This is a genomic window from Paenibacillus aurantiacus (assembly GCF_042431225.1).
GTDB lineage: Bacteria > Bacillota > Bacilli > Paenibacillales > Paenibacillaceae > Paenibacillus_Z > Paenibacillus_Z aurantiacus.
Map to the genome: position 1 here is coordinate 591,775 of NZ_JBHMDO010000047.1, position 15,165 is coordinate 606,939.

The window sequence follows — 15,165 nt, forward strand, 5'->3', positions numbered from 1 at the left end:
TTGTACCCTTTTTGTCCGCTCGCCGCCGCGTATAATTAGAATCAACGCAAGCATGCGCCGACTTCATGCCGAAAGTAGATGACGCACCTATGGAAACCGCAACGCAAATACGAACCTACTGGCCTTCCTTCCATCCCATTGCCTGGGCCGTCCTGGTTGGCACTTTTTTGTCCCGAACCGGATTTTTCATGGCAATTCCGTTCCTCGGCATCTACTTGAGCCAGACGAAGGGCATCGATCCGACGACCGTCGGCGCTATTCTGGCCAGCAGCCTGTTCGCCGGAACGTGCAGCAGCTTTATCGGAGGCATGCTCTCCGACCGGTTCGGCCGCTTCCCGGTGATGATTGCGGCGATGACGCTCTGGAGCTTGGTATTCGCGGGATTCGCGCTGGCCAATTCTATCGCCGCCTTCTTCCTGCTCAGCGCCTGCAACGGCTTGTTCCGCAACGTATTCGAGCCGACCGCGCGCGCCTTGCTGGTGGACGTAACGCCTGCTCATCAGCGATCCGTCCTATTTAATGCCCGATATTTCGTGATCAATATCGGGGCGGCAATTGGTCCCCTGATTGGGCTAAAGCTGGGCGCTGGCGGCACGTCGTCGTTCGTCCCGTTCGCGACCGCCAGCGGTATTTTCTTCTTCTACGCCGCGGCGCTCGCCGTCGTTCGCCGCTCGTACCGCCCGTCGCGTACGGCGCAGGCCGGATTGGAGCCGGTGCCGTGCCGCCAAATTGTCAAAGTGGTGTTCACCGATAAAATTTTCCTATGTTTCCTAATGGGTAACTTGTTCGTCGCCGGCGCCTACAGCCATTTGGACACCACGCTATCGCAATATATCGGGCATGACCGCATCGATCTATACCCGAAGCTATTCCTCGTTAATGCGATTTCGGTACTCATCCTGCAGTATCCGCTTGGTCGATTGATGAAGCGCTATTCGTCGCTTACCGCGCTCAAGGCCGGCAGCGTGTTGTTCGGACTCGGCGTATTCGGCTTTGGTCTGTTCGATCATATAGCCCTGCTCGCGCTGGCGGTGGTTGTCTTCACCATCGGGGAGATCCTCTGCTTCGTCCATGGGGACGTCATCGTCGGCGAGATCGCACCCGAGCATCAGCGCGGCGCTTATTTCGGAGCCAGCGGCTTGGCATTCCTCGGCCAGAGCGCGACCGCCTGGCTGGGCGGATATTTGCTGCACCGGTTGGGCTTCTCGCAAGGTCCGCTGATCTTCGGCATTCTCATGCTGCTCACCTTCATCGCCATCCCGTTCTACTACCGCGGCCAGCGGCTCCTTGAGCAGCGGAATCGGCTTGGCAAGCAGACCGGCCAGGCAGCATGAAGTCGCGCAAGCGGTGCCGTGCCGCTTCGCGCCATAGTCATACGAACAAAGGCGCGGACCGCCAAAGTCCGCGCCTTTCTTACGCATCTCGCCCAATCGGGATGGCGATGGGGGGAGTTATGTATAAAAGAGCTGATGTTCGTCTTCCGCCAAAGCCGAAAGCTCCGCCCGGACCCTCTTCGGCATACCTGCGATGCGCTCCCATTCGCTCCGCCGGGCCCACCGGTGAACGGCGCCAGGGCTAGCCCCCTGGAACTCGCCCGCCACCGCCAGAATCGGATGGTTGCCGGGCAGCTCCGCCCGATAATACAAGACGATCTCATTCCGAACCCCGTCTGGTGCGCGAACCACCTGCACGGCAACTGCAAGCAGCCTGACATCCAACACCGGCACGCCGTAGGTGTCCCATACCTCGCGTTCGACCGCGCCGACAGCCGATTCGTTCAGATGCATCGGCCCGCCCGGAATGGTCCAGCCTACACGCCAGTCCGCGCCGGAACGCCGCAGCAGCATGTTGTCCCCATGAAGGATAACGACTCCTACGCGGTAGCGGACTCGAACTCCGCGTTGCCGTCTTGCAAGGAAGCATGCGCTCCCTTTCACTTGCGCGTACCGCAATTTCCCTTGACCCATAATCAATGTCTTGGCGATGTGCCGGAAGTGCATCGTCATCCGCGTATTCAGCCTCCATCGTCGCTCTTGCGGGCCTATGGTCGACTGTCCCCATGACCCGTACCTCTCTAGACGGCGGAACTCTCCTGATTGTTCCAATTATGAGCGAAAATAGTTGCGAATGGACCACAATTCCTTCGTCCCCGCTCGATGAATTACTTCCTCATCTGCTGCTTAGACCAATTCCAGGACTGCCAGCCCTCGTCCATGCCGGCTTCTTCCCGCATCCGAACGAGCGCGACTTCAAGGCCGGCAAGCTTCGGATGCTGCCGATGCAGCTTGCGCAGCTGCGGTCCCGCGTCCGCGGACAGATCGAACAAATAGCCGAGGTCGATCTTACCCGTCTGTTCGTAGCGCGCGATATTTTGGCTCGCAATCCGTGCATCCAGGTTCGCGTAGTTAAGTATGACGTAGGACAGCAGCCCGAGCCCGATAAACGTTTTCGCCAGCGAAATATGCTCTCGCCAGATGCGCAGGAACGCAACGGCGAGCAGCGCGGCAAGAAATAGCATGAATCCGTGCACGAGCAGCCGCGTGACCGTATATCCGTAAGCCTCTTCGTACAGCGACAAGCGGATATAAGCCGAAGCGAGCATGACGACGGTACAGCCGACGATGATGCTAAGCAGCGTCTTGCGCACGTGCTCGAGGGTGCCAGGCTCTCGCTTCAAACCATGGAGGCCAAGCAGCAGCAAAGCCAAATTAATCAGCGCGACCAACACCAGCTCCATGAAACCGCGGCGCGCATAGGCGGCGTAAGCCGTCCCCTCGGGCAGCAGCCCGTCCGCGGCGCCGAACAGGTACGAGAACTGCAGCGCGGCGAACAGCACGTAGACGAGCGCGACGCTGCCAAGCAGCGTGCAGCCCGTCACCGCCTGCAGACGCATATCCGCTGCTTGACCGTCGCCCGAGACACCGTGGCGGCTTGTCGCCATCCGAGGCCCTTGCTTGGGGAATAACAGCCCCCAGAAGTAGCAGAACACGAACAGTCCCACGACGAGCGCAAAGCCGGTCCGCACGATCGCTTCGCCGAGATGCGCGCCCGCGAACAACGCGGGAATTCGGCCGAGCCAGTCGAGGAAGACACCGTCTGCCGAGGCCAGCAGCGCCACGACGATAATCAGCACCGGAATCGCGAGCAGCAGGCCGAGCAGCGCTTGTCCCGCGGCTCCCCGTCCTTCCTCGCGCTGTCTCCCTCGGAGGGCCATCTCGCGGAGCAGCCGGAATGGGACGAATCCCTGCTCAAGCGTTCGGATGAAGCTGATGTCGAGTAGATCGCCGTAGAACCCCGCCCGGTACCACGGCTTTTTGCTCGCGCGCGTTAAGAGAACGGCCTGCGCGAGCAGCATGGCTGGAATGAGCAAGGCATTCAAGGCGCGGAATAGTACATTGGCATGAATTGCATAGCTTGCGGAGAGCAGCGTAATCGGGATGAACAGCAGCCAACCGGATCGGCTTTGACCGCGCCACTGATCAAGTCCCCCGATTCGGCCTTTCAGAGCGTAGAAGAAGAATGCGTATAAAGCCATGACCACGATCGGCACCGACACTCCCGCTGAATGTCCCACCAGCGCATACTGGGTGAATGCGCCGAATAACAGCGCGATCGGCAGCAGCCGATCATATCTTTTTTGCCATGGCGCAGGATCTCTCATTCGTGATTCGCTCCTTACAAGAATAGTAGACTTGCATCAGGATGCCGTTCTCCCTTATATTGTAGCCATGAAAACAAGAACAAAAAGTGCAACTTCAACACTGGAAATTTCATATTTTAACTAGGAGATCTTGCCGTGAAAATACGCAGGCACTACTTAGCGCTTCGTCAGCATTACGCGCATATCCGGGACGACGAGCCGTTCGAGGCGACGACGGGTGAACTTTCGGAGGTAATCGACTGCACGCACCGCAACATGGTGATGCTGCTCAAACGAATGCAGGAGGAGCGTTGGCTCACGTGGGAGGCGAAGCGGGGACGGGGCAACCGTTCGACACTGCGCTTCCTCGCAAGCGTCGAACAGACGGCGCTTCAGGAGGCGCAGGAATTGATCGAGCGTTCGGACCTTCAGGCTGCGCTTGCGCTGCTGCAGTCGCTCGAGGAGCAGGGAGGGGCCAGGGAACAGTTCCAACAGTGGCTGAGCGGGCAGTTCGGCTTTCATTCCGAAGGGCAAGGCGCGGCGCGTTCCGATATTTTGCGCTTCCCGCTGGCGCAGACCATCTATACTTTGGATCCTGCCGCCACGCACTACGCCGGCGAGTCCCACCTGGTCTCCCAGCTGTTCGACGGTCTCGTTCGGATGGATGTACACGGACAGGGCGTCATCCCGCATCTCGCCCACGCCTGGGACGCGGACGACACCCGCACCTTGTGGACTTTTTATCTGCGCAAAGGGGTGTTATTCCATCATGGGCGCGCAATGGTCGCAGCCGACGTCAAGTATTCATTGGAGCGGCTCCGCAAGCTTGCCCCGAATGGCTTGTACAGTTGGGCTTACAGCGGCATAGCGGACATCGAGACCCCAGACGAGACTACAGTCCGTATACGCCTTGCGTACCGCAACGAGACGTTTCTCTCCTTCTTATCGACCAACCGGGCTTCCATCGTTCCGCAGGACGTCTGCGAATCCGCCGGTGATGAATTCGGCATTCGGCCGATCGGGACAGGCCCATTCCGGCTTACCGGGCGCGAGCAGAGGGTCTGGGTGCTGGAAGCATTCGGATCCTATTTTCAAGGTCGCGGATTTCTCGATCGAGTGGAAGTGTGGACCGTAGACGGCGAAGGCGGCAATCAGGAGGCCAACCGGCTGCCCGCTTTCCAAGTCATGCACAACGTCCGCATGGCGGACGCCGCATCGGGCGGCTGGCAGCAGGTGCGCCAATCCGGGACGACGTGCAAATTTCTGACCGTCAACGAGCTAAAGGACGGTCCGCTCCGCGATCCGAGATTCCGGGAAGCGTTGAACGCGGCGATCGACCGGGACGCACTGCTCGGGCTGCTGTCCGGAGACGTCCTTGAGCGGGCGGACAGTTTCTGGCCGGGCGAGGGACGAGCAATGCCGGGCGACCGCCTCGCGCCGATGCCTGTCTCTATTGCGGCGCAAGCCAACATACGCACCGGCGAGATTGCACCTGAACGGATGTCGCGCTTCATCACCTCCGAATCGACGAATGATACGTCTTCTGGATATGCTGCTCCGTCACCGACGAAGCTCTCCGTCTCCGGCGCTGAATGCGAGAGGCTGTCGCTTGCCACGATCCCGCAATATGAGTCCGATGCGCGCATCATACAACGGCTGTGCGGCCAAGCCGGTATCGATGTGGACATTCAGCTCATCCCCGCCGAGCTGTTCAAAGGCGAAGCCCGTATGGGCGCCGACCTGCTGCTCTTCGCCGTCATGCTCGACGAGCATCGCGAGCTGCGCCTCGTCGACTTGTACAAGAGCCTTCAAGAGCACACGCTTCCGGATATGCGGCGATGGTTGGACCAAGCGGTGGAGAACGTGCTTGCCGAGCCCGAACCGTCCTTGCGAAGAAGTCAATTCCTCGCGATCGAGGAGACGCTGACGGCGCATGGCGCGCTCATGCTCCTCTACCGAAAGCACCTGAAGACGGCCTTTCAGCCGAACGTGCGCGGCATCGCGCTGGAATCGCTCAGCTGGGTCCGCTTCCGGGATTTGTGGTTCGTCCCGGACACGACAGAAGAGCAGGCACGTTAATCGCGCCTGCTCTTCTGTCATTCCCTTTGGTTCTCTCTCGCGTCGCATGACCTGTAACCGAGCACCGTGGTGCAGCAAGGAGCCCCCAGCCTTCCTACCTCGCCTCGAAAAAATAGCAGACAGCTTCGCCGTCTGCTATACCCGTCCTATGGATACGACTTCTGTTATGCCTTCGCTTTCGCTTCGATGATGCTCTCGCTAAGCGGACGCCGGCCATTCGGAACTTCGCGCTCATGGAATTTCTCCTCCAGCGTGTCGAGGCCGCCGCGGTAGCCTAGCGCCACGACTGCATGGAGCTCCAGCCCTTCCGGCAGGTCCAGCACCTCTCTCGCCTTCGCCCGGTCGAAGCCGCCGACCCCGTGCGCGATCAGCCCGAGCGCTTGCGCCTGCAGCGCGATGGATGCCCACGCCGCTCCCGTGTCGAAAGCGTGAGCGCCGTTCGGCTCCCCGTTGTCGCGAAGCGGATTGGAGGCGAGGAGCAGCAGTACGGGCGCGCGATCCGTCCACGCCCGGTTGCCAGGCAGGATGAACGACTGGAACAGCTCAAGCTGCTCTTGCGTCTTCGCCACGATAAAGCGCCACGGCTGCAAATTGTTCGACGAAGGCGACCAGCGCCCCGCTTCCAGCACGGTTAGCAGCGTCTCCTCGGCAACCGGCGTATCCGCATACGAGCGCGGCGACCAGCGGTTGAGGAACAGCGGCGTGACCGCGTGATCGGCATGCCGGTGGGCTGCCACCTCGTCAGTAACTTCAAGCACATTGGAGTTTTTCGTTTCGGTTTGGCTCATGGGATGCATGCCTCCTACGGATGGAATAATTCGCACGGCGTACGCCGTGCTTGAACAATAACTGGCTAACGGAGTAAAACAAAAGGAGACCAAGGCGCAACGCTTGTGTCTCCAGTCTTCTGGTCAACGTCTTTAATCCGACTTAACATAGCGGAATAACTTAATTTTACAGTCGCGTAATTCGCGAGTCAAGCCTCCCTATCGGAAGGAACACGCTGCTTTCCCGAACGCCTTCGCCCCTTCAAAGTTGGCGCATCACGCCGGGAACAGCGCTCGAAGTTCCTCTGGCATTACGCGGCTCGACCGCGTGGCCGCGTCCATGGCGACGCTCGTCACAAGCGCATCCGCGCATACGAGGCCTTCCGCATTGCGAATTTCCTGCCGCAATACATAGCTGCTCCGTCCAGCCCTCTCCGGGGAAGTGACGACAGTGAGCCGGTCGCCTTGCCTGCATTCTCGGCGATAGTTGATATTGATATTGACCGTTACCGTCTGCACGCCCATCGCCAGGAACTTCTCGTATGACAGTTCCATTCGCTCATACCATTCCTCGCGGCCCCACTCGAGGTATTCCAAATATTTGGCGTTGTTGACATGTCCGTTCACGTCGATCTCGGTAGAACGTACGATCAACTCTAGCAACACTTCCATGTTTCCCCTTCTCCCGTTGCGGATCGCGCGCGTCTTACGCGTTCGGCGATATCATATCCTCCGCGCGAACGACCTCGTCGAATTTCTCGGCCGTGATCAGCCCGCTGCGAATCGCCGCCTCCCGCAAAGTAAGTCCTTCCTTGTGGGCTGTCTTCGCAATCGTCGCCGCATTCTCGTAGCCGATATGCGGATTCAGCGCCGTCACAAGCATGAGCGATTCGCTTAGATGCCGCTGGATCGTCTCCCGGTTCGCCTCGATGCCGATCGCGCAATTCTCGTCGAACGAGCGGATCGCATCCGCCAGCAGCCGCGCCGATTGCAGGAAATTGTGAATAATGACGGGCTTGAACACATTCAGCTCGAAGTTGCCCTGGCTCGCCGCGAATCCGATTGCCGCGTCGTTGCCCATCACCTGGCAGACGACCATCGTGAGCGCCTCGCTCTGCGTCGGATTGACCTTACCCGGCATGATGGAGCTGCCCGGCTCGTTCTCCGGAATGCGAATCTCGCCGATGCCGCAGCGCGGACCGCTGGACAGCCAGCGCACGTCGTTGGCGATTTTCATCAGATCGGCGGCCAGCGCCTTGAACGCGCCGTGGACGAACACCAGCTCATCGTGGCTTGTCAGCGCGTGGAACTTGTTCTGCGCGCTCTTGAACGTTTTGCCGCTCAGCTTGCTGATCTCCTCCGCCGTGCGGTCACCGAACTCCGGATGGGCGTTCAAGCCCGTGCCGACGGCGGTGCCGCCGATCGCGAGCTCGCGCAGCGACTCCGCGCTCAGCCGAATCATCGCGTCGGCCTTCTCCAGCATGCGCACCCAGCCGCTGATCTCCTGCCCAAGCGTGAGCGGCGTCGCGTCCTGCAGATGCGTCCGCCCGATCTTGATGATGTCCTGGAACGCGTCGCGCTTCTGGACGAGCGTCGACTTGAGCTGATCGATCGCCGGCAGCACGTCGTCTTCGACCGCGATCAGCGCCGCGATGTGCATGGCCGTCGGGAACGTGTCGTTGGAGCTTTGGGAGCGGTTCACGTCATCGTTCGGGTGAATGCTGCCCTCGCCGCCCTGCTCCCGCACAATTTGCGTCGCGCGCCGCGCGATCACTTCGTTCACGTTCATGTTCGACTGCGTCCCGCTTCCGGTCTGCCAGACGGCGAGCGGGAACTCCGCGTCCCAGCGACCGCCCAACACCTCGTCCGCGGCGGCTGCGATCGCGTCCGCCTTGGCGGAATCCAGCTTGCCGAGCCCTTTATTGGCCAGCGCCGCGCTTTTCTTCAAGTAGGCGAATGCGCGAATGACCGGCAGCGGCATCTTCTCCACGCCAATCTTGAAGTTCTCCAGGCTGCGCTGCGTCTGCGCGCCCCACAAGCGTTCTTCCGGCACCCGAATTTCACCCATGGAATCCTTCTCGATGCGATAACTCATCTTACCTACCTCCCAGTACATTCTTCACCTACATTGTACCCGAGCCAACGTTTTCCAACCGTCCGACTTTAGCCGTATTTTCCTCTGCTAGCCCGTGAATGTAATCCGGATGTCCAGCACTTCGCTGCGGCTTCCGATCCGCACCGGCGGTCCCCATGTGCCGAAGCCCGAGGACACGATGACATGCATGGCGCTCTTGCGCATATAGCCCCAGTCCAGCTCGAATAGCCGTCTCGTGATCCAATGGTTCGGCGCCATCTGACCTCTATGGGTATGACCGGAGAGCATCAGATCCGCGCCCGCTTCAGCAGCCTTCTCGAACGCGTAGGGTTGGTGGTCCAGCAGCAGGATTGGCTTGTGCGCGTCCAGCCCGGCCAGCAGCTCCGCGACGGGCAGCCGGCCGTTCTGAACGGATTCGGCTGCTTTGTCTTTGCGACCAGCCACGTAGAAGGAATCCGCCACCAGTACCGACCGGTCCGTCAACACCTCGATGCCAATAGCCTTCATGCGTTCCATATATTCGGGTATATGCCCGCCATAATATTCGTGGTTGCCAAGCGAGACGTAAACCCCGAGCGGAGCGCTCAGCTTGCGCATCACTTCCGCCATCCCCTCGCGCACGAACGGCTCCACGCTGTCGTCGAGCACGTCGCCTGGCATTAGAATCAGATCGGGCTTTAACTCCTCCGCCTTTCGGACGAGCCGCCTCAGATGACGTTTGCCGACGATATTGCCCAAATGCAGATCGGAGGCGACCATGACCCGAAGCAAGCGATAGGCGCCGCCGGACTTCGCGATGTCGATGTCATACCGTCTGACGATCGGGTGCCATGCGTTCCAGGACCCCTTGAGCAGTAAGAGCAGCAGACCGCCGCTGGCCGTCCATCCCGCGATAGGCAGTGCCGTATCCGGATCCACGCCGGCGAGCCGGAGCACGCCGTAAATCAAGTCGCCCGCGGGAACGAGCAGCAATGCGTAGAACAGAAAGGCAAGTCCATAGGAGCCGATCTGCTTCAGCAAGGCGTAGCCCCAATAGGGTAGTGCACGGCGCAGCAGCATAGCCGCGATATAAGCCAGCGCAATAACCCCATAGAAGATCCAATACGCGATCATCATCCCGTCCGGCAATATCGCCGACCAGAACAAGGAGCCGTTCCAGCTAATCCAAGCATTAAGCAGCAGAAAAACAAACAGAAACAACAACGCAGAAACGATATTCATACGTATTCGACACTCCCATGACGATTTCCAATTCCGGCTTTCCCGGCAATCTGCAAATCTACGATCATTAGTCCGAACCGCTCATTAAGCAGCAGTCGCCTTCTCAATCCGCCGGCGGATACGTTCTTTCCCAACGGTGGTCCAATCTCATCTGCCTGTCGTTCTTCAACAGATACTTCGTGCCGACCGATCCCGGCCTATCTGGCAGCGGGTCGTCCCACGTCGCATCCACATGATGCCAGCTGTCACCGAGCTTCACCAAATTCCAGACATGGCTGCCGCTGTCCACTTGGCCTTCGATAATGCGGCTCTCGATTCCCGCGGCCGTCAGCATCCGCTGATTCAGCAGCGCGTAGCCCTGGCAGACCGCTTTGCGTTCGGTCAGCGCCTCATAGGCGGTGTATCTCGCCAGACTTTCGTCATAGGCCAGTCGCAGTACGATCCAATCGTGAATCGCTTTTACCTTCTCACGATCATTCATTTCGGGGGTCAAAATGGCGGCCAACGTCTGACGAACCTGTTCATCGACGTACCGCGTTTGCTCCGCCGATTCCCGGTAAGACACGTTCATCGTTACGGTGGCGGTGCTTCCCCAGGCCCGCACGGAATAGAAATAGGAATCGATCACATACCGAGTATAGTCATCATGCTCGATCGCGCGCCGGGTCAGCTCCGCGATGGTCGCCGACAGTTCGTCGCGATCGCCCGTATAGGCCAATTTGATGACAGGCTGCTGTTGTTGCACCTGCAGCGCGATCTCCTGCTCGAGCGCGGCCGGCGTCGATGTGCTCAGCGCTAGCCCCTGCGCGTCCATGAACCGTACTTCCGCGCCAAGTCCGAACGTCAGCACCGCTGCCGCAAGTCCTAACCGAACGACCATCCTGCTCATGATGACAGCCCCCCTCGTAAGCTTCTTGTCCTTATTATACCTTCCTTGATTTGGAGAAGAAAGGCCGCGGCCCTACAGGTAGAGCTGCTCGAGCATGTCTCTTCCGGACTAATTGGATGAGGAAGCGATCGTCTACGCAAGCAGTATCGTCTCCTGAATGGCGTCGAAGGCGTCTGTCGGCGACCGCAGCATACCGCCACCGCATACAGAAATGCCTCGTTCGGGCGAAACACGCGATCCCGCTCTTGCCTGGTTGACCGTCTCCAACCCTTTTAATGCGGCCATTCCTTTCTTACTCCTAAGTAATCTTAGAGGCGGGAGAGGGGCGTTTCGGTTTCGGCGAGTGTGGAATTTCCCCGTTTTCATAAGAAAAACCGCCATGCTCGCGGCTTCCCGCGATGCACGACGGCTCTTTGCCATAACCTTCACTTCATCCGATAAAATGTCGCCGCATTCCCGCCAAATAGCTTCTCCCGCTCCGTCTGCGTCCAATGTTCCGGCAAAGCGCGCTCCAGCGCATGCATGACATCCGTGTAGCTCCCTGCCAGCAAACAAACCGGCCAATCGCTGCCGAACATGACACGATCCGGGCCAAACTGCTCCAGCACGTGCCGAATATAAGGCTCCAGCTGCTCCGGCGTCCAGTTTTGGTGGTCGGTTTCGGTTACCATCCCCGACAACTTACAATATATATTCGGCATTGCGCCTATCTTGGCCATTTGGGTGCGCCACGGCTCCAGTACTCCTTCCGCGATATGCGGCTTGGCAAGGTGATCGATGACCGCATGAAGCCGCGGCACCTGCCCCAGCGCTTCGATCAGCGCATCCAGCTGCGGCGTCTTGACCAACAAATCAATCGGCGTCCCTCTTCGTTCAAAGAATGAAAGCGCCTCCATATATCCGCGATCGAGAATGACCGAACTATCGGCAAGGTCCTGAAGCATCGTGCGGAATCCCGCGAACTTGGGATGTCCGGCGAATCGTTCATAGGCGTGAACATAGGAGGGATTGAACATATCGACCCACCCGACGACGCCCGCGATCGATTCGTCGCATTCCGCCAGCTCCAGCAAATATTCCGTCTCTGCCAGCGTGGCCGCCGCCTGCACGACGATCGTCTTCTCGATTCGGTGCCGCTGCAGATCCGGCTGCAGGTCGGCGGGCAAATAATCCCGGTACAGCACCGACATCTCGGGACTGATCCAGCTATAATCGCCTCGGCTTAATTTCCAGTAATGCTGATGGGCATCAATACGCATAAGTCCCCTCCTGCTTCGAATAGGATGGTTCATAACGGACGTTCTTTTCTATTGTATCAGCATATCATTATTTAGAAGTCGCTTTTCTTTGCAGATTTGTACGCTTTCTTGCTTATCGGGGAGAAGGCGAGATTAATCGACTCAAAGGAGCCTCTACACGTGAAACCATTGCGTAAACAGTTCAAGCCTGGAAGCCCATTCATGTTCGATATCGCTTACCGAGAGACCAAATCGTCGCACACCGAGCTGCCCGAGCACTTTCATGATTGGTATGAAATCGTGCATATTCACGCCGGAAGCGGAACGTTCTTCATCGATCAGACGCTCTATGACGTGAAGCCCGGCGACCTCTTCCTCATTCCAGGAGATACGATCCATCGGGCATTACCGGATGCGGCCGATCCGGTCGTTGCAACCTCCTTATATTTCAGCCCGCTGCTCATTCCGCCTAACATATACGGGGACGGCTTCTCGTACCTGGACGCGTTCGAGCAAAGCAAGCTGGTCAAACAATACCAGCTGGATACGCGTACATACCGTGATACGATCGAGCAGCAGTTTGAGCGGATTGAGGAGGAGCTGAGCGAGAAACGTCCGGGCTGTAGGCAAGCCGTTCAGTTGGCGCTTCAGCATCTGCTGCTTGTGTTGGCCCGACATACTACCCCCGCGAACGCCGTGGCAAGCGTCCCGGCTGGGCACGTATGGCCATGGATCGGTCAGGCGCTGCAATATATCGAGGAGCATTTATTCGCGGATATTCATCTGCCGCAGCTCGCCCGTGAAGCGGCTGTTAGCCCTTCCCACTTCAGCCGGGTGTTCAAGCAGCTTACCGGCATGAATGTGACAGAGTACATTCTCACCAAGCGCATCCTAAGCGCCAAAGAACTCCTATCCCGCACCGACGATAAGATCAGCGATATCGCGGCGCAATGCGGCTTCGAGAGCTTGCCCTATTTTCACAAAAAGTTTAAAGCCGTAACCGGTTCAACGCCTTCCCGATTCCGACGGCTGACGCTCAATTTTCCTACTTGAACTAGCGGAGTCTCTCATGCGATCGGGAGGCTCTGGTTCTTGTTTGTAGGCGCTTGGCGCTTACCTCGAATCCATTCTCGATTTCCATGCTTCGCCAACAGGCGACCCTATCCTGACATTCTTGCCGACTGCATCTTAAACGTGCCGCAATGCTTAAATACACAAACAAAAAAACGTCCAGCTATTCGCTGAACGTTCGTTTCGCATATGGAGCGGAAGACGGGAATCGAACCCGCGACCCTCGCCTTGGCAAGGCGATGCTCTACCGCTGAGCCACTTCCGCAGATGGTGCGGTCAAGAGGACTTGAACCTCCACGTCATTGCTGACACTAGAACCTGAATCTAGCGCGTCTGCCAATTCCGCCATGACCGCATATGAAACTATGGTGCCGCCGAGAGGACTTGAACCCCCAACCTACTGATTACAAGTCAGTTGCTCTACCAATTGAGCTACAGCGGCAAATGAAAAGAATGGCGGAGCCGACGGGATTCGAACCCGCGGTCTCCTGCGTGACAGGCAGGCATGTTAGGCCTCTACACCACGGCTCCGCATGAAGAATTGGTTGCGGGGGCAGGATTTGAACCTGCGGCCTTCGGGTTATGAGCCCGACGAGCTACCGAGCTGCTCCACCCCGCGATAATGGTGACCCGTAGGGGATTCGAACCCCTGTTACCTCCGTGAAAGGGAGGTGTCTTAACCCCTTGACCAACGGGCCTTACTTGTATGTTTGTTTCACACGAACGAATGTTAATATACCATATTGTTCATGAACATGGCAACACTTTTCGAGAAAAAACATCAAAGTTTTGCGGAATGACGTAAAATCGCGTCGTATTCCGCACTTGTACTATCCCGTTCCGGTTATCGTTTCGCTCCCCGAATCGGACTTGTCTTCGATCAATCTCCTAACGGCCACGCTGAATAGAACGCCAACGAATGCCATTGCGGACATGAGAAGATACACCTTCTCCCCGCCAATGCGGTCGAACAACCAACCGCCTGCAGTAGAGCCGACCACGCCTGATATGCCGAAAAACAACACGGCCAACATCGTCTGACCGGTCGCCTTCCATTCTTCCGGGATGATGCGATATAAGAATTGAATGGATGCACTGTAGAAGAGAACGAATGATACGCCTTGCAAGAGTTGCAGCCAGACGACGGTTTCAGGAGTCGAAGCCAAACCGCTTAATAAAAATCGGATTGCATAACATCCCGCCGCCATCGTAATAACGACCATTTCTTTGCCAGGCTTGATCAGCCTTCCGCTTATCGCAAAGAAAAGCACCTCCACCGCGGTCATAACCGTCCAACTATACCCCACCTGGACCGTACTTCCTCCAAGATGCTCTACGTACAGACCGATAAAAATATCGTTCATCCGGTGCGGAATGGAGATAATGAGAATAAGTGCAAAAAATAATAACGTCTGTCTCGCCTTCAGAAAGGCCTGTAGATCGCCTCGGAGCAACGGTTTCGCACTTACAGGGGCATCCGGCAATAGAAAGCCTAGAAGAAGCGCGAGCACCCCGTAACCGACGAATAAATAGACATATGACGTCGTACCGCCTGCTTCGCCGGCGTAACCCACGGTCATCGAGGCCGCCGCATAGCCGAGCGCGCCAAACATACGGACCGAACCGAAGGCAACGCCGTGTCGTTGAGATACCTGTACATTCAAGCTTTCCATAAGCGGATCCGTCGGCATAAAGAACAAGTACATGAGCACCACAAAGACGTACAGCAGGATCATTTGCTGCGATTGAAACAGAACTGCCCCCACGATAACCGACAGCAAAATGAGCAGCAGCAGCACTTTCTTGACGGTTCGCAAGCGATCGCTAATGATCCCCCACATCGGTTGCGCAAGCATCCCCACGAAACCGCCTAATCCGATGAGCAAGCCGATTTCCGTCTTGGATAATCCGATCGAAGACAAATAGATGGGCAGGAAAGAAAGAAAAATCGCAAATAACGAAAAATACACGAGATTATAGATGCGAAGGACATTAACCTGCATCATGAACGCCCTCCCTTGGTCGACTACTATACGCGCCTAAACCAAAAAGTCGATTACCCAAAGGCAACCGACTTTTACTATGTACAAGCCTAATTTATAAAAATGGTCGGGATGACACGATTCGAACATGCGACCCCCTGGTCCCAAACCAGGTGCTCTACC

13 protein-coding genes and 6 tRNA genes are annotated in these 15,165 nt (G+C 57.7%); 3 read left to right on the forward strand and 16 right to left on the reverse strand.

All coding sequences use genetic code 11. From position 1 onward, the window contains the following. The first annotated feature begins 89 nt into the window (after positions 1 to 89). The gene (locus ACFFSY_RS30940) at positions 90 to 1,334 is read left to right on the forward strand and encodes an MDR family MFS transporter (RefSeq protein ID WP_377501515.1); all 1,245 of its coding nucleotides are present in this window, start codon (positions 90 to 92) and stop codon (positions 1,332 to 1,334) included. 117 nt (positions 1,335 to 1,451) lie between these two features. On the opposite strand, the gene ACFFSY_RS30945 is transcribed toward ACFFSY_RS30940, so the two are convergent. Both ACFFSY_RS30945 and ACFFSY_RS30950 read right to left on the reverse strand, forming a co-directional pair. Next, the gene (locus tag ACFFSY_RS30945) at positions 1,452 to 2,006 is read right to left on the reverse strand and encodes an NUDIX hydrolase (protein ID WP_377501517.1); all 555 of its coding nucleotides are present in this window, start codon (positions 2,004 to 2,006) and stop codon (positions 1,452 to 1,454) included. 155 nt (positions 2,007 to 2,161) lie between these two features. Then, entirely contained in the window at positions 2,162 to 3,661 is a 1,500-nt protein-coding gene (locus tag ACFFSY_RS30950; protein WP_377501519.1) for a DUF4153 domain-containing protein, read from the reverse strand. Between the two features lie 135 nt (positions 3,662 to 3,796). Between ACFFSY_RS30950 and ACFFSY_RS30955 the strand changes: the two genes are divergently transcribed. Then, positions 3,797 to 5,719, forward strand: coding sequence for an ABC transporter substrate-binding protein (locus ACFFSY_RS30955; protein WP_377501521.1), 1,923 nt, complete (start codon positions 3,797 to 3,799; stop codon positions 5,717 to 5,719). Between the two features lie 164 nt (positions 5,720 to 5,883). Here ACFFSY_RS30955 and ACFFSY_RS30960 read toward each other — a convergent pair whose 3' ends face one another. The 7 genes from ACFFSY_RS30960 to ACFFSY_RS30990 all read right to left on the reverse strand — a co-directional run bounded on the left by ACFFSY_RS30960 (position 5,884) and on the right by ACFFSY_RS30990 (position 11,950). After that, on the reverse strand, positions 5,884 to 6,507 hold the full coding sequence (locus ACFFSY_RS30960) for a nitroreductase family protein (protein ID WP_377501523.1): 624 nt from the start codon (positions 6,505 to 6,507) through the stop codon (positions 5,884 to 5,886). A 255-nt stretch (positions 6,508 to 6,762) separates the two neighbouring features. After that, positions 6,763 to 7,158, reverse strand: coding sequence for an acyl-CoA thioesterase (locus ACFFSY_RS30965; RefSeq protein WP_377501524.1), 396 nt, complete (start codon positions 7,156 to 7,158; stop codon positions 6,763 to 6,765). 34 nt (positions 7,159 to 7,192) lie between these two features. Beyond that, a complete protein-coding gene (gene fumC / locus ACFFSY_RS30970; RefSeq protein ID WP_377501526.1) occupies positions 7,193 to 8,581 on the reverse strand; it encodes a class II fumarate hydratase in 1,389 nt (462 codons plus the stop codon). Between the two features lie 87 nt (positions 8,582 to 8,668). After that, complete coding sequence (locus tag ACFFSY_RS30975; protein ID WP_377501528.1) at positions 8,669 to 9,802, reverse strand: metallophosphoesterase; 1,134 nt, start codon at positions 9,800 to 9,802, stop codon at positions 8,669 to 8,671. A 103-nt stretch (positions 9,803 to 9,905) separates the two neighbouring features. Further along, entirely contained in the window at positions 9,906 to 10,691 is a 786-nt protein-coding gene (locus ACFFSY_RS30980; protein ID WP_377501530.1) for a transglutaminase domain-containing protein, read from the reverse strand. A 132-nt stretch (positions 10,692 to 10,823) separates the two neighbouring features. Continuing rightward, on the reverse strand, positions 10,824 to 10,976 hold the full coding sequence (locus tag ACFFSY_RS30985; RefSeq protein WP_377501532.1) for a hypothetical protein: 153 nt from the start codon (positions 10,974 to 10,976) through the stop codon (positions 10,824 to 10,826). Positions 10,977 to 11,116: 140 nt separating this feature from the next. Beyond that, a complete protein-coding gene (locus ACFFSY_RS30990; RefSeq protein WP_377501534.1) occupies positions 11,117 to 11,950 on the reverse strand; it encodes an amidohydrolase family protein in 834 nt (277 codons plus the stop codon). A gap of 159 nt (positions 11,951 to 12,109) precedes the next feature. On the opposite strand from ACFFSY_RS30990, the gene ACFFSY_RS30995 reads away from it, so the two are divergent. Beyond that, positions 12,110 to 12,982 carry a helix-turn-helix domain-containing protein gene (locus tag ACFFSY_RS30995; protein WP_377501536.1) on the forward strand — a complete coding sequence of 291 codons (873 nt, stop codon included), beginning with the start codon at positions 12,110 to 12,112 and terminating at the stop codon, positions 12,980 to 12,982. A 208-nt stretch (positions 12,983 to 13,190) separates the two neighbouring features. On the opposite strand, the gene ACFFSY_RS31000 is transcribed toward ACFFSY_RS30995, so the two are convergent. The 7 genes from ACFFSY_RS31000 to ACFFSY_RS31030 form a co-directional block, all read right to left on the reverse strand. Then, positions 13,191 to 13,265, reverse strand: a tRNA-Gly gene (locus ACFFSY_RS31000). A 3-nt stretch (positions 13,266 to 13,268) separates the two neighbouring features. Beyond that, positions 13,269 to 13,355, reverse strand: a tRNA-Leu gene (locus ACFFSY_RS31005). Between the two features lie 11 nt (positions 13,356 to 13,366). Further along, positions 13,367 to 13,442 (reverse strand) — tRNA-Thr (locus tag ACFFSY_RS31010). Positions 13,443 to 13,454: 12 nt separating this feature from the next. Next, a tRNA-Asp gene (locus tag ACFFSY_RS31015) sits at positions 13,455 to 13,531 on the reverse strand. 11 nt (positions 13,532 to 13,542) lie between these two features. After that, positions 13,543 to 13,619: transfer RNA gene (locus ACFFSY_RS31020), tRNA-Met, on the reverse strand. Positions 13,620 to 13,623: 4 nt separating this feature from the next. Beyond that, positions 13,624 to 13,698, reverse strand: a tRNA-Glu gene (locus ACFFSY_RS31025). 132 nt (positions 13,699 to 13,830) lie between these two features. Beyond that, a complete protein-coding gene (locus tag ACFFSY_RS31030; RefSeq protein ID WP_377501538.1) occupies positions 13,831 to 15,006 on the reverse strand; it encodes an MFS transporter in 1,176 nt (391 codons plus the stop codon). Positions 15,007 to 15,165 lie beyond the last annotated feature (159 nt).